Raw genomic sequence first — 22,175 nt, forward strand, 5'->3', positions numbered from 1 at the left:
GACTACTTCTTGCCGTTGCTCACGGCGTCGGCGATCTGCTTCACGAAGTCGGTGTTGTCGAGGAGCCACTCGATGCCGAGGGGCGTATTGCCCATGCCCAACGCCTGCTTCTTGTCCGCGTCGAGAACGGCGGCGTCCTTGGCGATGGCCGGAATCTGCTTCAAGACGGCATTGGACTTGATCTTGTCGATGCTCTCCTGCGAGTCGACCCAGGAGTAAATCATGTCCGAGGACAGCTCGGAGGCGCGCTCGTTGGACCAGGTGCCGTAGAACGTATCGGTCTTGAGCGACTTCGCGGCGTCGGACAGCTTCATTCCGAGGGTCTGGAGGAAGTTCACGCGGCCGTCACCCTGGGTGTAGACGCTAATGCTCGGCTGCGCGTCCGCGACGGACAGGCTGGAGGCCACGAACGTGGCGTCCTTGAGCTGGCTGTACTTGGACGCGGCGTCGCTGAGCTTGCCCTCGACCTTCTTGACGAGATCCTCCGCCGCCTTGGAACGGCCCAGGGCCTTGCCGATGGTCCGCGTGGAATCCTGCCACGGGACGGTCCAGCCGTCGTGGTAGTCCTTGCTGTAAACCACGACCGGCGCGATGTCCTTGAGCTTGTCGAAGGTCTCCTGATCCATGGTGCCGACCGCGGAGACGATCAGGTCCGGGGAGAGCTTGGCGATCTCTTGGAAGTTAATGCCGTCGGTCTCCGAGAAGCGCGTGGGCAGTTCCCCGCCGAGCTCCTTGACCTTGTCGTCGAACCAGTCGGTCGAGTGGTTCTTATTCTCTCCCCAGTTCACGTAACCCGACCCGATCGGCACCACGCCGAGGGAGAGAACGATTTCGGCGTTGATCCAGCCGACGCCGACGACCTTCTTGGGCTCGGATTCGATCTTGGTCTCGCCGAACTGCGACTGAAGGGTTACGGGGAAGGCATCGGCTTCGGCGGAGGATCCCTTGTCGCCAGAGGAAGAAGAGTCATCCTTCGATCCGGTCGAGCAACCGGCGAGCGCGAGCGCTGCCGCCGAGGCCGCAGCGGCCTTCAGGAAGGTACCGCGTGAGATGGAAACCATGTGTTTTGTGACTCCTCTGGGTTCGGGGGCTGGCCCGCACGATGCAAGCCACCGCGACTCGCATGATTGATGACTGCCGTAATCACCTCAGGTCGAGGTCTTCTTAGGCAAGCCTCATCATACTATCCAACGGATCGAATTAGCGCACTAAAAAATGACCGAAATATGTCACCTCCGGACGCGAAAACGGGAGGAGGCCAGGCCAGGACCGCCACACCGTGAGTTGCACCACGTCGCTCGAGCGGGCACTCGCCTGCAAAGATGGGGACATGACGTTTCTCCCCTGGTCAGCACCCCTCAGCCCCACCCCGTTCGACCCGGAGTGGACCCCCACCACGGTGGTCTTCGACTGTGACGGAGTCCTCATGGACACCGAAAGGTCATGGGGAGAAACAGTTGCGCGGGTGAGCCGGGAATTGGGCCTGGGCGACCCCCACGCGATCGCCGATAAGATGACGGCGCTTCCCGCGAAGACCATTGCGGAGGGCCTGGCCCGGGAGGAACTCCCGAGCGGGGCCCCCGACGATGAGGTCGAAGGTCGGGGTCGGGACATCTTGGACCGCCTGAGCGAACTGGATAGGCAGCGGATCGCCGGCGGCGTCGACCTCATACCCGGCGCCATGGACCTGCTCCGGAAATTCGCCGACGTCCTGCCCGTGGGGGTGGCCTCCAACTCGTCGCGGGAAATCCTGGACGCCAAGTTGGAGGTCGCCGGTTACAAGCCGTTTTTGGGCGCGTGGGTCTCTTCGGACGACGTCGCCCACGGGAAGCCGGCCCCCGACATGTATTTGTCCGCGATCAGCGCGCTGAATGGCACGCCGGATCGCGCGCTGACCTTCGAAGACTCCGGCCCCGGCGCGGCGGCCGCGGTCGCCGCGGGGACGCGCGTGGTCGCGCTGAGCGATCCCGCGGACTCGGCGCCGCCGGCGCACTTTGCGACGTCGAGCTTCACGGAGGCCGCTTTTCTTCGCCAGATGGACGCCTGGATCGGATAACCGCGCGAACGCCGGGGCGACCAGCGGGCCCAGGCGAACGAATGCCCGGGGAATCTGAGGCTCGCACTTCCTCAGATCCCCCGGGCATTGCATAGCCACGTTATCTAGTTTTTCTGGATGTTCCATGCGCCGGGACTGAGATCTGACTGTGAGAATCGGTCCTTGTCGCGCCCATACCGGATGACCCGCGACGAACCCGCGGCTTACCATGGAGGCACGGGCTGATCACACACCGTGGCCGCCGCCCACCACGGGACACACTCAGGGAGGTTCGGCATGGCTCACGCTCACGATGCCGGGCATCGTTCCGAGGAACCGACCCCGGCTTACGGTATCCGCGCAACGCCGCACGGGGCCGCCTCCGGTCGCCCCGGTGCGGAACCGACCGCCCCTACCGCGCAGGGCTTCGCCCGGGGCGGCGGCACCAGGGCCTCGGCCTATCGCCGGATGGCCGCCGGATTGTCGCTGGCCGTCTGCATGTTGGGCGTCTTGGCGGTCTTCGGGCTCGCGGCGTCCGGTCATTCTCGCTGGGCGCTCACAGGCATCGCGCCTCTGCTGGTCGGCGTCGCGGGCCTCGTCTCGGTCTGGTGGCGCCTGCTCCCCGCCTTCCGGGACGCGGGTGGACGACGTCCGCGGCGCACCGGTGCCCGGTGGTTCTGGGTCCCCATCGGCATGTTGGTCCTCAGCGCCGTCTTTTTCGTGGTCAGTTACCTGATCCCGGGCTGGCTTACCGACCCGGATCCGGTACGTATCCGCACGCACGTCCTCATGTGGTCCGAGCTCGGGTTCCTGTGCCTCCTGATGGCCAGCCTCTCCGCCGGACTCGTCGCGTTGCGCATGTGGACGCCCCCGGACGAGGACGACTCGATCCTCCGCCAGACCGACTTTGCCGAGCGCAAGCGCCAGAAGGACCGCGGAGGAGACCCCGACCTCTACGACTCGGACTGGATGCGGGGTAACGGACCGGCCCATTAACGTCGAGGCGTGGCCGTGGCCCACATTGTGTACCACTATGGAGCACATGACAGACAGCGCATTTTTCGGTCTTGACGTGGGAACTTCCAGCACCAAGGCGGTGCTGGTCGCCCCCGATGGGACCGTGCTCGATCAGAGGACCGCCGCGCACCAGGTCGAGCGGCTCCCCCAGGGCGTGGTCCAGATGGACATGGGCGCCTGGTGGCGGGAATTCAAGGAGCTGTACGCGCAGATCGTCGGCGGCGCGGGCGTGCGCGTCGCGGGCATCGGCGTCTCCGGAATGGGGCCCTGCGTGGGCATGACGGATCTCGACGACGTTCCGCTCGCCCCCGCCGCGCTCTACGGGGTGGACTACCGGGCGCGGGAAGAAATCGAGGAGATGACCTCCGTCCTCGACCAGAGCAGTCTCCTCCGCCGGTGCGACTCCACCTTGACCTCTCAGGCCGCGGGTCCCAAAGTACGATGGTTCGCCAAGCGGCATCCCGAGGCGTTCGCCGCCGGGGTGCGCCTGTACATGCCATCGAGCTGGATCATCCGGCATCTGACGGGCGAGTACGTGCTCGATCGGCATTCCGCAAGCCAATGCACCCCGCTCTACGACCCGGAGTCCCAGGAATGGGACCGCGAGATGGTCGATCGCTTCGCCGAAGGCACGGAGCTTCCGAGGCTCGGCTGGAGCAACGACGTCTGCGGCCGGACCCGCCCGAACCCCGAGCTACCGGAGCTGGACGGCGGCATCCCGGTCATCTACGGCAGCATCGACGCCTGGAGTGAGCAAGAGTCCGTCGGAGCGACCTCGGAGAACGAGCTGTTCCTGATGTACGGAACCACCCTCTTCCTCATTGCCAACTCCTCCGAACGGCTGCGCCACGCCTCGATGTGGGGAACCACGGGCACCCGCGAGGGAACGCGAAACCTCGCGGGCGGACTGGCGACTTCCGGGGCCCTGACCCAGTGGTTCCGGGACCTGACCGGCGGTCATGAGTTCGCGCAGCTGATCGCGGAGGCCGAACGGGTGCCGCCCGGATCGGACGGGCTGCTGACGCTGCCCTATTTTGCCGGGGAACGAACCCCGATCCAGGACCCGGACGCCCGAGGGGTCATGGCCGGCCTCACCCTCCGGCACACCCGGGGGCACATCTATCGTTCGCTGCTCGAGGCCACGGCTTTCGCGGTCCGGCACAACATCGACGTGATGGAACAAGCCGGCGCCCGCATCGAGAGCATCACGTGCGCGGGAGGCGGCGTCGGTTCGGATCTCTGGCCGCAGATCGTCTCCCACGTGACCGGACGCCCCCAGAGCATTCATCGGCACTCGGTGGGCGCTTCCTACGGAGACGCTTTCATGGTCGCGCAGGCGCTGGGATTCGTCACCGATCTGGAGGAGTGGAATCCGGTGGAAAAGATCATCGAGCCGCAACCGACGCCGGTCTACGACGCGCTGTACGAGGACTACCGCAGTCTCTACGAGTCCACCGCGAGCATCGCCCATCATCTTGCCGGGATCGACACCGCGGGGATTCCGGCCGAACCAAACCGCGGCGAGAAGAAGGAGTAACCATGGACCAGAAGTACGAGGGAAACATCGCGATCGTCACGGGCGCGGCGAGCGGTATTGGCGCGGCCATCGCGCATCACCTGGCCGAACGCGGCGCCCGCATCGCCGGGGTCGACATCGCGGACGGGCTCGACGAGCTCCTCGAGGCCCTGCCCGGCGCGGGCCACCGGGGTTTTCGGGCCGATCTGACGGATCCCGAGGCCGCGGGAACCGTGGTCGAAGACGTCGTGCGAACCCTGGGCACACCGCAGATCCTGGTCAACTCGGCCGGCGTGGTGTTCTTAGGCCCCGCGGCCGAGCTGTCGGCGGCGGATTGGAAGCGAACCATCGACATCAACCTCAGCGGATCCTTCTACATGGCCCAGGCCGCCGGTCGCGTCATGACCCAGGCGGGCTACGGCCGGATCGTCAACCTGGCTTCGCAGGGGGCCATCGTGGGCCTTCAGGAACACGTCGCCTACTCGGCTTCCAAGGCGGGAATCCTCGGCATGACCCGGGTCATGTCCATGGAGTGGGCCGCCGCCGGGGTCACGGTCAACGCGGTCTCGCCGACCATCGTGGAGACGCCCCTCGGCAAGAAGGCGTGGGCCGGTGAGAAGGGCGAACGGGCCAAGGAACAGATTCCCACCGGCAGGTTCGCGCTCCCGGAGGAGGTCGCCGCGATGGTGGGTTATCTGGTCTCCGAGGAGGCCGCCATGGTCACCGGATCGAACATGGTCATCGACGGCGGATACACCACCGTGTGATCGAGCGGGCGGCTCCCGGCCGCCGGCTTTTCCTCGGAGGGGCCGGGAGCCGTCAAGCGTCGCGGGTGGCGTCGGGATACGTCTCGCGGCGGAAATCGAGGTAAGCGCGGTAGGCCTCCGGCGATCCCTGGGGATCGACCTCGGGGGCCGCGGCCACACTCCACGTCGGGGGCTCGGCCCGACCACTGAGGGCCCACGCGGCCTGGCGCGCGGCGCCGAGGGCCACGAACTCCTGGGCCTCCGGAACCTGCACGGGCCGCCCGACGAGGTCGGCAAAGATCTGCCGGAAGGCCTCCGACTTGGCCCCGCCGCCAATCAAGATGACTCGACGGGGTTCACGCCCGACCTGACCGGTCACGTAACCCATCGCCTCGACGACGGAGCTCGCCAGCCCCTCGACCATGGCTCGCGCCATCTGAGGCCGCGTGAAGTCCCCGGTCAGGCCCCCGAATCGGGCCCGGGCATTCGGCAAATTCGGGGTGCGCTCCCCGTGGAGATAGGGCAGGAAGACCGCGCCCCCGGACCCGGGCTCGGCCTCCAGGGCGAGTCGCGAGAACTCCTCGTGGTCCACCCCGAGGAGCCGGCACCCCAGATCGATCACCGGCGCCCCGTTGAGCGTGCACGCCAGCGGCAGGTAACGGCCGGTCGCGTCGCAAAAACCCGAGACGCACCCCGAGGCATCGTGGGTCGGGGTCTCGCTGACCATCATGGCCACCGCGCTGGTCCCCATCGAGACGGCGACGTCGCCGGGCTCCAGCCCCAGCCCGAGCGCGGCGCCCATATTGTCTCCGGTTCCGGCCCCTATCAGGGCGCCGCCGGAGGTTTTCCCCACGGCTTGGCCGGGCTCGGCCAGACGGGGCAGGTCCACCGGGCGCCCCAGCGCCTGCTCCGCGATCTCGGGAACCCAGCTGCGGCGAGCGGGAGAGTAATAGGCCGTGCCCGAGGCGTCGCCGTGATCGGTCCACAGCTGCCCGGAGTCGTTGAGCACCGAGGTCAGGTAGTCGTGAGGCAACGCGACGGAAGCGGTCTTCGCGGCGTTCTCCGGCTCGTTCTCCCGGACCCAGGCAAGCTTGGTCGCGGTGTACGAGGCGACGGGCACGCTCCCGACCCGGCGAGCGGCCTCCGCGGGGCCCCCGAGGCTTTCCGTGAGGCGCTCGGCGGCTTCCGCGGAGCGGGTGTCGTTCCACAGCAATGCCGGCCTGACGACGTCGCCCTCCGCGTCCAGGAGCACCATGCCGTGTTGCTGGGCCGCGATCGAGACGGCGTCGGCCCGCGGCAACAGCTCCTGGGTGGCCTCGCGCAACGCCCGGGCCCACTCCCGAGGATCCACCTCGCTACCGTCCGGATGCGAGGCGCGCCGGGAGTCGATGACCTCCCCGGTCTCGGCGTTGACCAAAAGTGCCTTGCAGGACTGGGTGGACGAGTCCACCCCCAGAACGAATGTGCTCACGGAAACTTCCTCGTCGGCTCGGGGGAATGTCGTGCCCATGCTACTCGGCGAGGAGCTTCTCCAAGGTCTTCAGGCTGCCGACCTCGTGCAGGGACCGCAGCGCGGCCAGGTATTCGCTCGTGAACCGCTCCTGATCGGCCAGGTCGCCGAAGAAGTCGCGGTCCCGGAGAAAGGCCAGCTCGTCCTCGGCCTGCGCCTGGGCGGCCGCGCGGACCTTATCCTCGGCGTTATCGACGATCGTTATCGGTTCGCCCTGCTCGTCCACGCCTTCCGCGTAGCGGGCCCAGCTCGCGATGATCGCCGCCGACATTTTCACCTGACCTCCGCGGTCCAGGTTGTCCCGCACGACCGGGACCAGCCACTTGGGGATCCGGTCGGACGACTCGGCGCACAACCGCGGAACGGTGTCCTTGACGTACGCGTTGGTGAAGCGTCGGATCAGCGTCTCGGCGTACTCGTCGACGTCGATGCCCTCGACCGGGTCGAGGGTCGGCTCGGCCTCGTTCTTCATGTAGGCGCGCAGGAAATCCGCGATGAGCGGGTTCGAGACGGCCTCGTCGACCTTGTGATACCCCGCGAGATGCGCGAAGTAGCAGAGGCCCTGGTGCGAGGAGTTGAGCATGCGGAGTTTGAGCTTCTCATAGGGTTCGACGTCGTCGACCATCTGAACCCCGACGTCCTCGTACGACGGCCTCCCGTTGACGAAGTCGTCCTCCATGACCCACTGGATGAAGTCTTCGGTCACCACGGGCCAGCCGTCATCGATCCCGTAGGCATCGCGGACGTACTCGCGGTCCGCGTCGGTCGTCGCCGGGGTGATGCGGTCCACCATGGAATTCGGGAAGCTGACGTTCTGCTCGATCCACTCGGCCAGCTCGGCGTCGACGGCGCGCGCGTGCGCCGTGAAGACGCGTCGGGCCATGTGCCCGTTGCCCTGGATGTTGTCGCAGCTGCGCACGGTGAACGGTGGGATGCCGCGCTCCCGACGCACCTTCAAGGCCTGGGTGACCAGTCCGAACACGGTGCTCGGCCGGGCCGGATCGGCGATGTCCGCCGCGACCTGCGGGTTATCCAGGGCGTACTCGTGCGTGACCTGGTTGAAGTTATAACCGCCCTCGGTCACCGTCAGCGAGACGATCTTGATGTTCTCCTGAGCCAGGTACTCCACCGCGCCCGCGGGATCCTCCGGGGTCCACACGTAGTCGACGATCGAGCCGATGACCCGGGTGTCCTCGTGGCCGTCCGGGAAGCGGGCCACGAGCGTGTAGAGGTAGTCCTGCTCGGCCAGGGTGTCGCGCATGTTCCGGTCGTGGGGCAGCACGCCCATCCCACAGATCGCGAAGTCCCTGGCCTCTCCCTGGCTGAGCAGGTCATCCAGGTATCGCGCCTGATGGGCCCGGTGGAATCCGCCGACGCCAAAATGCACGATGCCGACGGTCAGTTCGTCACGGTTGTAGTTGGGCACCCGGAAAGTGCTGCCCTCGGGCACCTTGTGTGCCGCGGCTCGTTCGATCTCTGGGAGGGTTGAGTTCTTGAGTGTGACCATGACGGCCGCCCTTTCGTGGTCTGCCACCGGGCCCGCAATCTGCGTGTCGCGAGCCGCCCCGATGGCGGTGAATTCAGCCTGGCTACAGGCTCTGTCCGATGAGCTCGAGGATCATCGCCATGGACACGGCGCCCGGGTCCGGGTGCCCGACGGATTTCTCGGCGAGGGGCCGGGCCCGGCCTTTTTGCGGCCGAAGCTCCGAGGTCTTCTCGGCGCTGTCTTTCGCGACGCGGGTGGCCTCCGACCAGGCCTCGGCGAGCGGGGCCTCGGATTCCTCCAAGGCGTCCGCGAACGGCAACAAGGCGTCGAGGAGGGTCTTATCCCCGACCTTCGCGCCCCCGAGCGTCACCATCGAGTCGGCGAAAGCGCGCACCGCCTGGACGAGGTCCGTAGGCTCGAGCCGGTCCGCGGCGTCGTCGATCCGGTTGGCGGCGGCCTCGAGGGATGCGCCCCAGAGAACGCCGGAGGTGCCGCCGGCCTGCATGGCCCAGGACCGGCCACCCGCCCGGAGCAACGCCGAGGGGCCGGCCTTCTGCGGCGCTTCGTCGATGGTCGTGAGAGCGGCTTCGCTGCCGCGGACCATTCCCCGCCCGTGGTCGCCGTCGCCCGCGAAGGAGTCGATCTCTCCCAGGTAGTCCTCCTGGTCCCGCATGAGCTCGGCGACCTGGCGCGCGACCTCACGGATCGAGCCCGCGACGTCGAGCGCGGCAGGGCTCGCCTCGACCAGCGATTCCTCGTCGACCGAGGTCGCCGTGGCCTCGTAGGTTTCCTCGATGGTCCCCAGGGGCGCGGACTGTTTGCGGTAAGCCGCGGCGTAGGCGTCCGCCGTCCACAAGGGTTCGAGCTCGTCGTCGAGCCAGAGAACGGTCAACGAGACACCACCCATATCGAGGCTCGTCACGAGCTCTCCGACCTCGGGATCCACGATCTCGTAGCCGGCTTCCCGCAGCAGGGGCGCGATCGTGCGGTAGAGCAGGAATAGCTCTTCGTACTTGGTGGTCCCGAGCCCGTTGACGATCACGCCGATGCGTCCGCCGGGGCTGTCCGGGGCATCCTTCAACACGGTGCGCACGAGAAGCTTTCCGAGCTCTTCGGCCTCCGGGCGCGCGTCATCGCGGATGCCCGGCTCGCCGTGGATTCCGAGCCCGACGCCCATCTGGCCCTCGGCGACGTCGAACAGCGGCGTCGTGGCTCCCGGCATGGTGCATCCCGAAAAGGCCACGCCCAAGGTACGCGTCCGGAGATTGGTCAGGTTCCCCAGGCGTTCGACCTCGTCCAGGCTCTTGCCGGCCGCGGCAGCCGCGCCCATCGCTTTGAACACGGTGAAGTCACCGGCGATGCCGCGGCGCTTCTGGAAATCCGGGTCGGAGGCGATGTCGTCCGTGACGACCACGATGCGGGTGTCGATGCCTTCGGCCTTCAGCATCTTGGCCGCGATGCCGAAGTTCATGTTGTCCCCGGCGTAGTTGCCGAAGGTCAGCACGACGCCTTTGCCCTGATCGGCCGCCTTCGCGACGGAGTAGACGTGCGCCGCCGAGGGCGAGGTGAAGATGTTTCCGACCACGGCGCCCGAGGCGAATCCGGGGCCCACGAGTCCCGCGAACGCCGGATAGTGGCCCGATCCGCCGCCAACGATGACCGCGACCTGCGGGGTCTTGGGCGGCAGCGAGATCACGCCGCCGGGCACCTGGGCGAGCCGGTCCGAATACAGGTCGACGAATCCCTCCAACTGATCGTCGGAGAATTCGGCGGGATCGTTGTAGAGCTTCGTCATCGAGCTGTCTCCTCTGGGGGGTCGCCCGGGAGCAACCACGGCTCCCGGGATGGCCGCTGGTCGGCCGGCGGCGTGCGGTGAATCGGGGCGCGGGCCGGAGGGTCCCCCGGCCCGCGCGGGGCAGGTCAGGACTGCGGCATGATGGAGACCTTGATGGACGCGCCGGCGGAATCGGCGACGCTGTCGAGGGCCTCTTGGAACTTCTCGAGCGGGAACTGATCGGTGCAGACCTCGTCGAGCGGGAGCTTCCCGGACTCGATCAGGCTGATGGCCTTGGGCCAGGTGTAGGGGCCCAGGTGGGCGCCCAGAACGCTGAGCTCCTTGTCGTCCGAGATGATGGACCAGTCCACGGTGACGTCCTGACCGAAGACCGAATACTCGACGTATGTGCCCAGCTTGCGGAGGATGTTGAGCCCCTGACCGACCGCCGAGGGATGCCCCGTGCACTCGATGTAGACGTCGGCCCCGTAGCCGTCGGTCATCTCCTTGACCTGGGCGATCGCGTCCTCGTTCTTGATGTTGATGGTCACGTCCGCGCCGCATTTTTTGGCGAGCGCAAGCTTGTTGTCGTCCATGTCCAGGGCGACGATCTTCAGCGGGTTCTTCTCGCGCACGCCCATGATCGCGCCGAGACCGATCGGACCCGCGCCCGCGATGACGACGACGTCCTCGAACTTGATGTTCCCGCGCTCCACGGCATGCAGCGAACAGGCCAGCGGCTCCGCGAAGGCCGCGTGCTGCGGCTTGACGTCCTTGGAAATGCGGTGGACCCGCGCACGCAGGGGAACGAGCATGTACTCGGCCATGCCACCGTCGAAGTTGCGGAAACCGAACATGTCGTGAGGGCCGCACATCCAGTATTCGCCGCGGCGGCAGAAGCGGCATTCGCCGCAGGGCACGATCTGCTCGACCACGATGCGGTCTCCCTCGTGCACACCGTGGTAGTTGAAGGCCAGATCGGTGCCCGCGACCACCGTTCCGGTGATTTCGTGGCCCGGGATAGTATCTTCGAGCGCCCACTGGGGACGGTTCTCGTCGCCCCAGAATTTGGCCGCGCCGTGATAACACTTCAGGTCGGACGCGCACACGCCCACGGCTTCTACTTGAATCATCAGGTCGTCCGGTCCGAGTTCGGGAACCGGGCGCGTTTCGAGCGTATAGTCCTCCGGCTTATTGCAGACGACTGCTCGCATCTGGGTGGGTAGATCCGTGGTGCTCATGGTCACTCCTTTGTGTCGCGCGCGTATGTCACGTACCACACATTCTTCGAGCCTCCAGCACATATGTCAAGCACATATGTTCATCACGACGAATCCGAGTTACGATAAAGGCGCCCTGTCCGCCTATGAACGAGCACACGATGGACCAACGCCAAACCCTCCCCGACCTCTACGACGTCGACCGCCTCTACGCGGTGGCGCGCATGTATTACGAGGACGGCAAGGGTCAATCCGCCATCGCGGAGGCCTTTAAGGTGTCTCGACCCACGGTCAGCCGCATGCTCTCGCAGGCCAGGTCCATGGGCATGGTCCAGATCCGGGTGATTCATCCCGACGCCGAGGGCCGCTCCGACCTGGCCGATCACCTTCGCGCCGCGCTCCAGCTGGACGAGGTCTACCTCGCCAAGGGCATGCAACCGGCCACCATGGGACAGGGAATGCTTCCGCCGGTCCAACGCGCCCTGGACGACATGCACCTCGGCAACGGCGACGCCCTGGTGGTCTCCTCCGGCATGGCCCTGTACGGGATCGCCCAGATGCACCTGTCCCGGATGGACGGGGTTAAATTGGTCCCTTCCGTGGGTGGGGTCTCCGAGCCCGAGGCGTGGCACCAAACGAACGAAATCGTGCGCATGCTCGCCCAGACCACGGGAAGCCAATACTCCCCACTGTTCGCCAGCGCCGTGCCGTCCAAGAGCATCTACCAGGCGTTGCAGAGGGACGAGTCCTTCGCCGAGGTTCGCCGCCTCTGGAGCTCGGCCAAGGGCGCGCTCGTGGGCGTCGGCTCCCCGACCACCGGGCGGACCTCGCTGGCCTCCTCCATCCCGAAGGACAGCCTCACCGATTCGATCGGCGACGTCTGCCTGCACTTCTACAACCGCGACGGGCGCGAACTGTCCTTTCCCGGGTCCGAGAGGACCGTGCGCATTCCCACCAAGGACCTCTCCGCGATTCCGTACTCGACGGCGGTCGCCGTGGGCGAGGAGAAGAGCTGGTCGATCATCGTGGCCGCCTCGATGCGCCACTTCCGCCGACTGGTCACGGACGAAGCCACCGCGACCCGAATTCTGCGCGCGCTCCAGGGCTAAGCACCGCGGCGTGCGAAGGGGCCGGCCGAACGACAAGTTCGAGCGGCCCCTTCGCGCCGATGGCCTTCCCACGGGGGGGGCCGTGGAAACACCGGTTATTCCGGTGTCGGCAACCGAATCGTCCGCCCACCGTCGAGCACGATGACCTCGCCGCTCAGAAACGCCGAGCGATCCCCACCCAAAAAGACCGCGAGGTCCCCGACATCAGCCGGTTGGCCAAGCCGTCCGATGGGATGGAGGTTGAAAAGGGCCGTCCGAGCCGCGGCGGGATCCTTCTTGGAATCCAGGTACGTTTCGCTGAGTTCCGAGGTGATCCACCCCGGAGCAATCGCGTTACACCGGATGCCCAGCGGGCCCAGATCGATCGCCATGGCTCGCGTCATGCCGTGCACCGCGGCCTTCGACGCCGCATAGGCGGCATGCGCGGGGTTCGTGAGTATGCCCTCGACCGATCCGATATTGATAATGCTTCCCCCGCCCCTCTCCCGGAGGTGCGCCACGACGGCCTGGGACAAGAAGAGAGGGGCGGTCACGTTGACCGCATCCATGCGCTGCCAGTCCTTCAGTGGCAACTCCGAGATGTGGTGCTCCGCCATGAATCCCGCGTTATTGACCAGGATGTCGAGCGCGCCGAAGGCCTGGGCGGCCTGCTCCGCCACGTCCGCCAGCGCCTCCGAATCGGACAGGTCTACGACCACATGTGCGACGTCGGGACGGGCTTGCAGGTCGGCGTCCAGGGGTGAGCGCTGGGCGATGACCACCTGGGCGCCCTCCTCGAGGAATCTTTCCACGATCCCACGCCCAATCCCCTGGCCTCCGCCGGTGACGAGGGCAACCTTTTCTGTCAGTTGCATGATCCCTCAGCTTCCTACCGGCTTCGCACCGGTCACTTCGATGGTTTCACCCGCGATGTACCGCGATTCATCGGAGGCCAGGAACAAGATGACGTCAGCGATGTCTTCCGGCTCCGCGACACGTCCCAACGGGACGGTTTGCCCCAGGTCATCGATGGCACTTTGCGGGTCGAGACCCCGCCGCTCGAAACCCGACCGCAGCATCGGCGTATTGATCTCATGTGGGCACACGGCGTTGACGCGGATTCCATCCGGCGCGTGGTCCCGGCCGAGGCTCTTGGTGAAAGAAGCAACGGCGCCTTTGCTCGTGCAATAGGCGATGTGGCCAGGGCCAGGATAAACACCCCATACGGAAGAGGTGTTGACAATCGCACCGCCGTTGGCCTTCATCAACGGGATGGCCGCGCGACAGATGTAGAACATCGCGGTGAGGTTGACGTCGAGCGCCATATGCCACATGTCGTCGGTTGTTTCGAGGATCGTGCCCCGAGGGATAATTCCGGCATTATTCGCGACAATATCGAGTCGACCGAATTCCTGCTCCGCCAGATTCACGAGCTCTCGGCAGTGCTCGGGATCGCGGATGTCGCCCGCTAAATAAGCGGCCTTGCCATTCCGGGCGCGGATTTCCCGGACAAGTTCCCCGGTCCGTTCTTCGGCGAGATCGCTCAGCACCACCGCGGCGCCCTCGTCCACGAGCTTCCGTACCAGGGCCTGGCCGACGCCGCCGGCCGCACCGGTCACCAAGGCGACCTTGTTTTCGTAACGCATCGTCTATCTTTCTCCTTGTTCATCGAATGTCGCCAGTTGGTCCAGGCACCTTCGGGTGAGGCTCCGGCTCATACCGGCCTTTTGCGCGATCGCAGCGATCGCTACGCGTCGCGCTGCGGTCGCGGGCCCGCGCACGGTGCCTGCCCCACCGATGGATGGTTCCGCCTCAACCGCCGAGGCCACGCGCTGAACGGCCCAGCGAGGAACTCGCGGTCGGGCCTCGAAGGTTCCCGCTCGAATCAGCGGCCGTGCTTCCGTGATGTTTTCAGCAGGCCTCATGAGGTGAGACCCGTCGCCACTGCCACGCGTTCTTCGTCCCATCGCTGTGGACCGAGGCGGCCAACACCCACGGTGGTCTCCCACGATTCCCGCGCCACCAGGACGTGGGCCACGTCGCCGTGCATCTGGTCGATCAGCTCTTGGGCGGTGCGGAAGGGAATCTGTTCTCTGAGGAAAGCCTTCAGGTCCACGCGCAATTCGGTGCCGTAGAGATCGCCGGTGTACCCGATGACGTGCGCCTCCAACAAGCGCTCCGTCGATTCCGCGTAGAACGTGCTCCTCCGTCCGATGGACACGGCGGCCGGGTAGCGGACCCCGCTGGGTAGCCACACCGTTCCGGCCCAGACGCCGTCGATATCTTCTCCGCCCTCGAGCGCAATATTGGCCGTGGGGAATCCCAGGAGTCGGCCCCGTTGATCCCCCGGAACCACTCGTCCGGTAATCGTGGTCATCTCGCCGCCTCCTTAACTATTCGCCCTGTGGACTGCTCCGGCGCGTCCGGAGCCGGTCCCGCGCTCGGTGTCCTCGATCTCTCGCGCCACCCGGAAGCCGCTCTCGATCGCGCCGTCGATGAAGCCGGCCCAGATATTGGCGAAGTCCCCGCTGGCAAAGTGGACCCGACCTTCAGCCGTACTCATCTGCTCGTGATAATTCGTGAACTGCCCCGGGCGGCTGATCATCCACGTCTCTCCGGCCCATTCGTCAGCCATCCAGTCATGACCGGTGACCTCAAGGATCTCGAGGTCGTCTCGCCAGGCCCCCACGGCCTCGCGCACCTGGTCGATGTCCTCGATGTCAAGACGGGTCGAGTCGGCACCAAATGCCACGAGCACGGCGTCGTCCTCCCCCACGTACTCGGTACGAATCACCGACAGCGGGTGTCTCGGTGTCGAATAGGCGAAGAACGGTTCGATCGGCCCCTTGACCCGGATCCAGACCTTGAGGCCCTGCGAGGCGGTTTTCTCCTCGGAGGACGCTTTCTTCGCGGCGGACAGCTCCGGCGAATACTCGATGCGGTCCAGGACGTTCTGGGGCAGGGTCACCACGACGTCGCGCGCCCGGACTTCCTCGCCTTCCCCGAACACGACGGTCGCGGAGTCGTCGTCCTGGCGGATGGCCACCGCGGGGCTACCGAGCCGGATTTCGGCCCCGGACTCTTCCGCGATGTGAGCCGCGAGCGTCTTGGTTCCTTCCGTGAGACGGAAGATCGCCGTGGATTCGTGCATCAGTTTCCAGTGGCCCGCCGCGGCGGCGGTCCACCGCAAACCGTTGACGAAACTGCTATGGTCCGGGGGCCCATTAAAGTGCCCGACCCACGCGGCGGCATTTGCGTCCCGTTCCTCGGGAGGAAGGTTGAGGTCGTCGAGCCTCTCCTGGAGAGTCACGGCGTCGGCCTCGGCGAGCTTCTCGTTCGAGAGCGGCCGATCCGGGCGCGGGATCCAGTCCGTCGTTTCTTCCAGGAGCCGAGTCATCCCGGGATCGATGAGGTCCATGAATTCCTCGAGGTCTCCCGTCTCCACGCGGCCTCCGGCGTGCCAATAGGTTCGCTCGGCGCGCGGGCCGCGCGTGACCTCGAGGCCATACCGGCTGATTTCGGACCAGACGTGGGGCTGTGTCCAGTGAACCCAGGTTCCGCCGAGTTCGAGGTCGCGCCCCAAACGATGGTCCGTCCAGGTGCGTCCGCCGATGCGGTCTCTTGCCTCGAGGACCAACACCTTTTTGTTCTTGCGTCCAAGCTCCCGTGCCGCGACCAAGCCCGCGAATCCGGCGCCGATGACGACTACGTCGTATGTCTGCATCACATTCTCCTTCTCTGTTGCTGTCCGGTCGCGGTGCTACTGGGTCGCAGGCAGGACGTACTCGCCGTTGACGCGACGGACCAGGTGCCAGGGATTCGAGTCCAACAGGCTCTGGGGCAGGAGCGTCTCGGGCGTGGATTGAAAGACCACGGGCCGAAGGAAACGGTCGATGGCCAGGGTTCCGACCGACGTCGAGCGGCCGTCCGATGTCGCGGGGAACGGTCCTCCGTGAACCATGGCGTCACCCACGTCAACGCCCGTCGGCCACGCGTTGAATAGAACCCGACCGGCCGTGAACTGGACCGCCGTGACGAGGTCTTGCGCAAAACGAATGTCCTGAACGTCTTCTGGGTCCACGTGCAACGTCGCGGTGAGCTGCCCCTCCGTCGCCCCAACCGCCTGGAGCAGATCGTCCTCGGATGCATACCTGATGATCAGGCAGAAGGCCCCGAAGACTTCGGCCGAGAGCTCGGGACGATGGCGAAAATTCTCGGCCGTGGTCCGGTATACGGCCGGGGCCGGGGCGTTCTCCGTGTCGCCTTCCTGGCCTCGGGCGATCAGCTCGACCCCTTCCACGTCGACGATGTGATGTTCGCCGTTGATGCGGGATCGGCAGATACCCTCGGTCAACATGGGAAGCCCACACGTCCGGGTGAGTTCCTCGATGACGAGGTCGATCAAGCGGTCCCCCTCGGGACCCTCCGGAACCCACAGAAGCCCGGGAGCCGTGCACAGTTGCCCCGCCGATCCATTGAGGGAACCGACGAACCCCTGCGCGAGTGCCCCGGCATTCTCGCGGATCGCGGACGGAAGGACGTAGACCGGGTTGATCGAGCTCATTTCCGCATACACAGGGATCGGCACCGGACGAGCCGCGGCCGTCTCCATGAGCGAAACACCCGCGGATCGCGAGCCGGTGAAGCCCACGGCCTTGATGCGCGGATCGGCCGCCAGCCGTTGACCGACGGTGCTTCCCGACCCGTAGATCAACGAGAACGTTCCGGGCGGGAGTCCTGCCGATGCCACCGCGTCCGCGATGACCTGCCCGACGATGCGGCTCGTGGCGGGATGCGCGTTGTGGGCCTTGAAGACGACGGGGCAACCGGCCGCGAGTGCCGATGCCGTGTCGCCTCCGGCGACCGAGAAGGCGAGGGGGAAGTTCGAGGCCCCAAAAACGGCCACCGGGCCGAGGGGGAGCTTGACCTGGCGAAGGTCCGGTCGGGGCAACGGCTTCCTGTCCGGAAGGGCCGGTTCGATCCTGGCCCCCAGATAGTCCCCGGCGCGGGCCACGGTCGCGAAGAGACGTAGCTGGTTGGCTGTGCGGGCCAGTTCCCCGGACAGCCGCCCCTCGGGGAGCCCAGTTTCGCGTTGGGCGGTTTCGACGACCTGTGCGCCGACGGATTCCAGGCGCTCGGCGATCGATTCCAGGAATGCGCCGCGCGTTTCGGGGTCCGTGGACCGATAGGTCGCGAAGGCCTCGTGGGCCAGCTCCGTCGCTTCCTCGACTTGCGCCGGGCCCAGAAGCGAGAACTCGTCTCCGATGGCCTGGTTGGTTCGGGGATCCACGCCCCGGACGGTTCCCGCGGTGCCGGTCACCGAACGGCCACCGATGAGCGAACCCTGAGTGGTTGTCGTCGTCATGATTCTTCCTCCTTCGCCGATCCCACGACGGCGAAGACGGAAGAATCAGAATCCGATTATGGGGTCGCTTGAATCGACCCCTCGGGAGATTCCCTGTCGTCGTTCGACGTCGCGGAATACAGCAATTTCTTGATGTCGTGGGCCCCGTTGAGCAAGATCCGCAATTTTTCGTTGCGGAAGCTCACGGAGTCGAATTTGTAGCTCTGGGCCACGAGGGCGACGGCCGCGACCATGACCCCGTGGCTGTCCTGGATCGGGACGGCCAGCGAGTAAACCCCGTCCTCGAGCTCGTCCTCGATCTCTGCCCAGCCGTTGCCTCGCACGGACGCGAGTTCCTTGACCAGCTCGTCGAAATCCGTGATCGTCTTGGACGCGATCTTCGTCAGTCCCGAAGCCGCCACCGATCTGAGCTCTTGTTCGCTCAGGTCCGCCAGCACCAATTTCCCGGTGGCCGAAGCGTGCAAGGGCCATTTCATCCCGCTCATGTCATTGAGCCGCACGGCCATTGTTCTGGGAGACTTCTGCATGACCAGATCGAGATCGCCCGGCCCCTGCATCACGCTCAGGGTCACGGTTTCCTCGAGGTCCTCGGCGATGCTTTGAACGATGGGTTCCGCCCGGGCAGCGATCCCGACCTTGGGATCCACGCTGCGCGCAATGCGAGCAAGGTCCCAGCCCAGCTTGTAGTGGTTGCTCGAACGATCGACGAACCCTTCTTCCTCCAGGGTGAGGAGGATCCGGAAGACCGTGGGCCGGGGCAAGTCGACGATTCTCGCGACTTCGCTGGCCGTCACGGGGTCCGCGCTACCGGCCACGGCCCTGATAATCTGTACCGCTCGGGCCACGGACCGGTTGCCGCCCGTCGTGCCGGAGGTTGCTTCGAGGTCTTTCTCGGTCATTCTGTGGTGGCCTTCCTATCGATTACCACCAGCCTATGGCCTAGCTTCCGTATCTCACGCGGACACCACCCCAACCTTCGAAGACACCTTCCAGGTCGGTCCCGGGCTGCATTTCGATGGCCTCGAGGCAACTGCCGGGAAGGACCACGTCGCCTTCCGAAAACGTGATGCCGTAATTCGACAGCCGCCTGCACAACCACGCGATCGCGGAGATGGGACTTCCGTAAATTTCGGAGGTATTGCCGGTCATGACTGTGCGACCGTCGATGTCGATTCGCCCCGGCGTATCCGCAAGGTTGACCTCGTTCAGGGAACGCGGTTGCGATCCGAGGATGATTGCCCCGGTGGAGCCGGAATCGGCCAGCGTATCGAAGATGCCGATGTCCCACCCCCGAACCCGTGAGTCGATGATCTCCAAGGCCGGAACCACAAAGTCAGTCGCCCGGATCACGTCCGCGGAGGTGGTGTGTCTTCCGCCCAAGGAGCGTTTCAGGACGAAGGCCGGCTCCACCTCGACGAAGGGCTGTATGTAGTTCTCCGACGGGAGGGTGATGTTCTCGGGGTGGAACTGCTCGGCCATAATGTATCCGAAATCGGGTTGATCAATTCCGAACCGATTCTGCATCGCCTTAGCGATGTTTCCTAGCTTGAACCCCGCCACTGTGTCTCCGCGCTCGGTCTTCAACCGGACGATTTCCTGTTGAACACGGAAGGCGCGATCGGCCGTCATGCCGGTCTCGTCCGGAAAAATGCGTTCCATCGGTTCGCGACGATCCGTCGCATCGATGATGGAACGGGCGATTGTCTCGATATCCATGGGTTACTCTCCTAACTGCTCTGTCGCAGGAAGTCGCCGAGGTGCCAGATCCGCATCGAGGAGAGCAGCTCTCGCGGGTCCCACACCGAAGATTCGTCGATAAGTTTCCCGTCCCGATGCTCGATAAACGAAGAGCCCATGACCGTCACGGTTCGCCCCGTGGGTGGGACGCCCATGAACTCACCCGTGTGTTTGCCGGTGCTTCGCCACAGGATCGCGATGACGCCGTCGTCTTCGATCGCGTTGACAACCTCGACCGTGAAATCGCTGAAGGCAGCAGAGGACTGTCGGATCTGCTGGGTAACCTCCTCGATGCCTTCCTCACCGGTTTTGGAATGACGCCGGTACTCGGGAGCGGCCAGATCCTCGAAGGCCTGGGTATCTCCTTCGCCCCAGGCTCGCGTCCATGCGTCGGTGACCTTATTTAACATGTCAGTCATCGTGCGACCCCTCCCGTGTTCCCGGGATCGATATCGATCCCTTCGTACCGTCCAAATTTCCCGCCCTTGAAGAGCAGTGCGTCGCCGACGCCGGCCTCCATGACCTCCACGGAACCGACGATGACGTAGTGGTCTCCCGCCACGACCTCGGAGAGAACGTGGCAATCGATCCAAGCCAGGCAGTTCTCAAGTCGCGGCGTGCCAAGCGGGCTCTCGGAATAGGCAACGTCCCTGAATTTGTCGGCGCCTTTACGCGACAGTGCCCGGCAGGTCGGCAATTGGTCTTTCGTCAAGATATTTGCGGTGAAGCGCTCCATGTGCCGGATGCTGGGCCACGTGCTCGACGACTTGTCGACGCAGAACGTGACCAGCGGCGGATCGAGCGAGAGGGACGCGAACGTTCCGACGACCAAGCCCATGGGATGGCCCTCGTCGGTACGGCCGGTAATCGCCGTGACTCCCGTGGGCAATTGCCCGAAGACCGTGCGATAGTCCTCTTTGGTAATGACGTTTCCCGCCGCGGGGGCGGTTGAGGGCGTAGCGCTCATGCTGTCCTCCTCCTTCTCATATGTTGTGCTGCGTGTTCAGGATCCGGCCGTGGACAGGGCCTGGCCCGCGGTTGCCTCCGACGGCGCGTCCGTGGACATCTCCGGTCCCGGCGTGGGAACCGACCCACGCCGATACTTGGCGCCGGGATGATCGGCCCTGAGATGGTCAGAAGCCCCACCGAACAGGGCCGCCCTGAGCGACGTGCCGTTATCGGGTGTGAGCAGCAGACCGCGATCGACGAGTTCGGGAACCACGTATTCGGCGAAGTCGCTGACGTCCTGATAGGCCACGGCATGGGCCAGGTTGAAACCGTCGATTCCCGTCTCGTCGATCCACGACTGAAGTTCGTCGGCCACGGTGGACGGACCCCCAACGATGACGGGAGAGGTGCCTCCCAACCCGATGTACTCGGCGATATCGCGCGGCGTCCATTCCTTGGTGGGGTCCATCTTGGAGAACAGATCCACCATGGTCTGGCCCGCGTTCGTGTTGACGTTCGCGAGGGGAACATCCGGATCAAAAGTGTCCATATCCAGACCGGACCAGCCGCTATACCGAGCCATGGCACCGTCGTAGGAAACGTAGGAAAGATATTCCTGCGCTTTGCGCTCGGCTTCCTCGTCGGTTGCCGCGCTAATGACGGTGATCATCTGCAAGACTGCGATGTTCTTCGGATCCCGCCCGTTCTCGGCGGCGCGGTGCCGCAGGTTGTCCACCTGCTTCTTGAGCCCGGCCTTCGACGTGGCATTCATGAACACCGCCTCGGCCGTTTGGGCCGCCAGCTCGGTGCCTCGGCTCGATCCGCCGGCCTGGAAGATAACCGGCGTGCGCTGTCGGGACGGTTCGCAGAGGTGGATTCCGGGGACCGAAAAATGTTCTCCCCGGTGTTGCACCGGGTGGATTTTGTCGGGGTCCGCGTAAATGCCGGCGGCGCGGTCAACCGGAGCGGCATCCTCCTCCCACGACCCTTCCCAGAGTTTGAGGGCCACATCGATGAACTCTTCGGCCCTGGCATAGCGTTCCTCGTGACCAAGGTGGTGGTCACCCATTCCGTGGTTCCTGGCCGCGCTGTCTGAGTACGAGGTCACGACGTTCCACCCGATGCGGCCGTCGGTCAGGTGGTCGAGGGTCGTGAACTTCCTGGCCAGGGAGTAGGGATTCTCGTACGTAGTGCTCGCCGTGACGCCGAACCCCAGACGCTTGGTGACGGCGGCCATGGCGGGTATGACGTATGTCGGATCGTTGGCCGGAAGTTGCGCGCCGTCTCGGAGGGAATCCGCCACGGACCCCCTGTAAACATCGTGGTACCCGACGTTGTCGGCGAAAAAGATCCCGTCGAACCCGGCGTTCTCGAGCATGGTCGCGTACTCGGTCCAGTAGCGCACCGAGGTGTACTCGTCACCCCGGTCCTTCGGGTGGCGCCAGAGACCGGCAGACAGGTGAGCTGGGCCCGTGAAATCGAAGGCGAAGAGCCGCATCGGCGTGTTCATCCCACACTCCTTTGTGTTCATCTAATGAACGTCTCGTTTACTGAATGACTACAACCTACGGTAGTGCAAATCACAGCGTCAAGTGGTTTTCTGCTGGAGATTTTGACAGGACCACAAAGTAAGCCACACACAAGACGACAGGAAAATCCCGGATTACAGGCAATGTGGATCTATTTGCCGGAAAATTTGCGATCCTAGCGCCTAGTTGACCGAGGCCCTTGAC

General features: G+C 65.3%; 20 protein-coding genes. 5 read left to right on the forward strand and 15 right to left on the reverse strand.

Features of this window, described 5'->3' with window-relative positions; all coding sequences use genetic code 11:
* Positions 1-2: 2 nt before the first annotated feature.
* Positions 3-1,061: an ABC transporter substrate-binding protein gene (locus CURSPS6_RS07755; protein ID WP_030015337.1), complete on the reverse strand. Its 1,059-nt coding sequence runs from the start codon at positions 1,059-1,061 to the stop codon at positions 3-5.
* Positions 1,062-1,330: 269 nt separating this feature from the next.
* Here CURSPS6_RS07755 and CURSPS6_RS07760 point away from each other — a divergent pair, with 269 nt between their 5' ends.
* From CURSPS6_RS07760 to CURSPS6_RS07775, 4 genes are all read left to right on the forward strand, one after another.
* A complete protein-coding gene (locus CURSPS6_RS07760) occupies positions 1,331-2,056 on the forward strand; it encodes an HAD family hydrolase (protein WP_082470220.1) in 726 nt (241 codons plus the stop codon).
* 276 nt (positions 2,057-2,332) lie between these two features.
* Positions 2,333-3,031: a hypothetical protein gene (locus CURSPS6_RS07765; protein ID WP_030015339.1), complete on the forward strand. Its 699-nt coding sequence runs from the start codon at positions 2,333-2,335 to the stop codon at positions 3,029-3,031.
* Between the two features lie 46 nt (positions 3,032-3,077).
* Positions 3,078-4,589: an FGGY-family carbohydrate kinase gene (locus CURSPS6_RS07770; protein WP_051687854.1), complete on the forward strand. Its 1,512-nt coding sequence runs from the start codon at positions 3,078-3,080 to the stop codon at positions 4,587-4,589.
* Between the two features lie 2 nt (positions 4,590-4,591).
* Positions 4,592-5,335, forward strand: a complete 744-nt coding sequence (locus tag CURSPS6_RS07775; RefSeq protein WP_030015341.1) for a GolD/DthD family dehydrogenase — start codon at positions 4,592-4,594, stop codon at positions 5,333-5,335.
* 52 nt (positions 5,336-5,387) lie between these two features.
* Here CURSPS6_RS07775 and xylB read toward each other — a convergent pair whose 3' ends face one another.
* The 4 genes from xylB to CURSPS6_RS07795 form a co-directional block, all read right to left on the reverse strand.
* Complete coding sequence (gene xylB / locus CURSPS6_RS07780; protein WP_235503695.1) at positions 5,388-6,785, reverse strand: xylulokinase; 1,398 nt, start codon at positions 6,783-6,785, stop codon at positions 5,388-5,390.
* Positions 6,786-6,825: 40 nt separating this feature from the next.
* The gene (locus CURSPS6_RS07785) at positions 6,826-8,331 is read right to left on the reverse strand and encodes a mannitol dehydrogenase family protein (RefSeq protein ID WP_030015344.1); all 1,506 of its coding nucleotides are present in this window, start codon (positions 8,329-8,331) and stop codon (positions 6,826-6,828) included.
* Between the two features lie 82 nt (positions 8,332-8,413).
* Entirely contained in the window at positions 8,414-10,105 is a 1,692-nt protein-coding gene (locus CURSPS6_RS07790; protein WP_030015348.1) for a dihydroxyacetone kinase family protein, read from the reverse strand.
* A gap of 125 nt (positions 10,106-10,230) precedes the next feature.
* Entirely contained in the window at positions 10,231-11,325 is a 1,095-nt protein-coding gene (locus CURSPS6_RS07795; protein WP_030015349.1) for a zinc-binding dehydrogenase, read from the reverse strand.
* Between the two features lie 125 nt (positions 11,326-11,450).
* Between CURSPS6_RS07795 and CURSPS6_RS07800 the strand changes: the two genes are divergently transcribed.
* Entirely contained in the window at positions 11,451-12,413 is a 963-nt protein-coding gene (locus CURSPS6_RS07800; RefSeq protein ID WP_051687738.1) for a sugar-binding transcriptional regulator, read from the forward strand.
* 95 nt (positions 12,414-12,508) lie between these two features.
* Here the strand turns inward: CURSPS6_RS07800 and CURSPS6_RS07805 are convergent, their stop codons facing one another.
* From CURSPS6_RS07805 to CURSPS6_RS07845, 10 genes are all read right to left on the reverse strand, one after another.
* Positions 12,509-13,267 carry an SDR family NAD(P)-dependent oxidoreductase gene (locus CURSPS6_RS07805; protein WP_030015353.1) on the reverse strand — a complete coding sequence of 253 codons (759 nt, stop codon included), beginning with the start codon at positions 13,265-13,267 and terminating at the stop codon, positions 12,509-12,511.
* Between the two features lie 6 nt (positions 13,268-13,273).
* The gene (locus tag CURSPS6_RS07810; RefSeq protein WP_030015354.1) at positions 13,274-14,038 is read right to left on the reverse strand and encodes an SDR family NAD(P)-dependent oxidoreductase; all 765 of its coding nucleotides are present in this window, start codon (positions 14,036-14,038) and stop codon (positions 13,274-13,276) included.
* Positions 14,039-14,313: 275 nt separating this feature from the next.
* The gene (locus CURSPS6_RS07815) at positions 14,314-14,769 is read right to left on the reverse strand and encodes a riboflavin kinase (RefSeq protein ID WP_051687739.1); all 456 of its coding nucleotides are present in this window, start codon (positions 14,767-14,769) and stop codon (positions 14,314-14,316) included.
* Positions 14,770-14,781: 12 nt separating this feature from the next.
* On the reverse strand, positions 14,782-16,116 hold the full coding sequence (locus tag CURSPS6_RS07820; protein WP_051687740.1) for a flavin monoamine oxidase family protein: 1,335 nt from the start codon (positions 16,114-16,116) through the stop codon (positions 14,782-14,784).
* 36 nt (positions 16,117-16,152) lie between these two features.
* Positions 16,153-17,757, reverse strand: coding sequence for an aldehyde dehydrogenase (NADP(+)) (locus CURSPS6_RS07825; RefSeq protein ID WP_030015359.1), 1,605 nt, complete (start codon positions 17,755-17,757; stop codon positions 16,153-16,155).
* A gap of 56 nt (positions 17,758-17,813) precedes the next feature.
* Positions 17,814-18,656, reverse strand: coding sequence for an IclR family transcriptional regulator (locus CURSPS6_RS07830; RefSeq protein WP_051687741.1), 843 nt, complete (start codon positions 18,654-18,656; stop codon positions 17,814-17,816).
* Positions 18,657-18,696: 40 nt separating this feature from the next.
* Positions 18,697-19,473, reverse strand: coding sequence for a 2-keto-4-pentenoate hydratase (locus tag CURSPS6_RS07835; RefSeq protein ID WP_030015361.1), 777 nt, complete (start codon positions 19,471-19,473; stop codon positions 18,697-18,699).
* 11 nt (positions 19,474-19,484) lie between these two features.
* Positions 19,485-19,913 (reverse strand): ester cyclase, encoded by a 429-nt coding sequence (locus CURSPS6_RS12690; RefSeq protein ID WP_030015363.1) that lies wholly within the window; start codon positions 19,911-19,913, stop codon positions 19,485-19,487.
* Complete coding sequence (locus CURSPS6_RS12695) at positions 19,910-20,461, reverse strand: flavin reductase family protein (protein WP_200910866.1); 552 nt, start codon at positions 20,459-20,461, stop codon at positions 19,910-19,912. The genes CURSPS6_RS12690 and CURSPS6_RS12695 overlap by 4 nt, the downstream gene beginning before the upstream one ends.
* A gap of 36 nt (positions 20,462-20,497) precedes the next feature.
* Positions 20,498-21,952 carry an LLM class flavin-dependent oxidoreductase gene (locus CURSPS6_RS07845; RefSeq protein WP_152978087.1) on the reverse strand — a complete coding sequence of 485 codons (1,455 nt, stop codon included), beginning with the start codon at positions 21,950-21,952 and terminating at the stop codon, positions 20,498-20,500.
* Positions 21,953-22,175 lie beyond the last annotated feature (223 nt).

It is taken from the genome of Curtobacterium sp. S6 (assembly GCF_000710345.2).
Taxonomy (GTDB): domain Bacteria; phylum Actinomycetota; class Actinomycetes; order Actinomycetales; family Micrococcaceae; genus Rothia.